A 1,844-nucleotide genomic window follows, 5' to 3' on the forward strand; every position below is an offset into this window, starting at 1 on the left:
GTGCCCGTCACGCACAGGCTATGCTGCGTACGCTGCCCATCGATCCTGATCGGGGCGGCGATCGCGGCAAATCCGTCCACATCTTCTCCGATACAATAGGCCACGCCGGTTTTGCGCACGAGTTGCAGCTCTTCCACGAGATCGTCGAAGTCGACTTTGGTCGCCGCCGTGAACCGCTTGAGCGGCTTGTCGAGCACCGAAGCGATGAAGTTCGGATCCTGAAAGGCTAGGATCGCCTTGGCCGAGGCGCCGGCGTGTGCTGGGATTTCATGACCCGGGACGATGTAGGCCCTGACCAGATCGCCGGGCGCGACCATGTCGAGGCTGCGCACGCTGTCGCCCGACAGTCGCGCGATGAAGCAGGCCTGGCCGGTTTTTTCTGAAAGCTCTTGCAACGTCGGACGCGCAACGACCTTGAACCAGTCGTCGCTCGCACCTGAAAAGAGCAGCCTTTCCAACCGTCGCCCAAGCTTGAAATTGGCCGCGCTTGGGCCGCTCTGCTCGATCAGTTCAACATCAGCCAAGCTCTTCATCAGCCGATAGGCCGAGGCTTTCGGCAGATCGAGCATCTCGCCGACGGAGGTTCCCGAAATACCGCCGGGAAAGCCGGCGACGATCTCAAGAATACGCACATAGCGCTCAAGAGGCTTTTCAGTGGCCGGTTTGCCCGTCGGAGTTTTTGCCATGATGTATACGTTCTAGCCCCTTGCGATTCGATCATCATGCCAGTCGAAATAGCGCATAGCCAAGGGCACGAACCACGGCGAGCCGTTAAAGAATGGCACCGTGGGAAATTTTTCGACATCGAAGGCCGAAGATGTATCTCCCCGTTGAAGAATTCGGGCAGCAAGCTTCTCCCCGAAATGTGTTCCAAGGGGAATGCCTGCAAAGTTGTAGCCGAGGGCGAAGTGCACCCCGTCCTTGACGCCGATATGGGGCATGAAATCGAAAGTACCCGCGCAGTGCCCGGTCCAGGCACGACTGAGGCGGACACCCTCAAGGTCAGGCAGAATTCTCACAAGGCGATCGCGGAGCGTACCTGCGAGCGGCGTTGCCGTCGGGCTCGCCGTACCAGTCATGCCGCCAAACAGAATGCGGCTTGAATCAGGTGCCGGGCGAATAAAATCGATGTTCATCCTGGTGTCGAGATAGGTGCGGCGGCGCGGCATCACCTTGTCGATCGTTTCCGGGGGCAACAGCTCGGTCGCGACAACAAAACCTCGGAAAGGAATGACCCGCCTTGCAAGCCATTTCAGATCGCGGCTCGTATAACCATTGGTGGCGACAATGACATGAGGGGCAACGACGTTTCCTCTCGACGTACGAACGATCTTCCCGCTCGCACCGTGCTCGACGCCCACGACATTGGTGAGAGGATGCAGCCTGACGCCGGCCTCAAGCACCTTGGAGAAAAGGCCAGCGTGATAAAGGCCGGGGTGAATCGAACCGAGATCCGGAATAACCGCCCCGCCATGGTATCTGTCGGAGGCGATCTCCGTACGGACGTCCTGCTTCTCGACAACCGAATAGTCGAACCCGACGGCCTGCCGCGTCTGTTCGAGTTCGCCAATCAAAGCTTGAAAATGGGCTTTCGAATTGGCGGCAATGAACCGGCCGCAGCTCTGGTAATGGCACTCGATGCGCTCACGCTCGACGAAGGCCGCAACACCGCGCAAAGCCGCATCAAGCTCGCGATAGACCCGCACTGCGTGGTCGCGCCCAGACTTTGCCGCCAGCCATTCGACGGACCGCTTGAGCGTGCGGCCAACGAAACCGGCATTGCGGCGTGCAGCACCCTCGCCGATCCTCTGCGCATCGAAAACAACAACATCACAGCCCGAGCG

The 1,844-nt window shown here is 59.5% G+C and carries 2 protein-coding genes; both read right to left on the reverse strand.

The genetic code is table 11. The features are described 5' to 3' along the window. Positions 1-686 (reverse strand): IclR family transcriptional regulator (locus EN932_RS35315; protein WP_164890819.1); only part of this gene is annotated, 686 nt, incomplete at its 3' end. Between the two features lie 12 nt (positions 687-698). Continuing rightward, positions 699-1,844 (reverse strand): FAD-binding oxidoreductase (locus EN932_RS35320; RefSeq protein WP_164890820.1); only part of this gene is annotated, 1,146 nt, incomplete at its 5' end.

It is taken from the genome of Mesorhizobium sp. M7A.F.Ca.US.002.01.1.1 (genome assembly GCF_004022955.1).
Lineage (GTDB): Bacteria > Pseudomonadota > Alphaproteobacteria > Rhizobiales > Rhizobiaceae > Mesorhizobium > Mesorhizobium ciceri.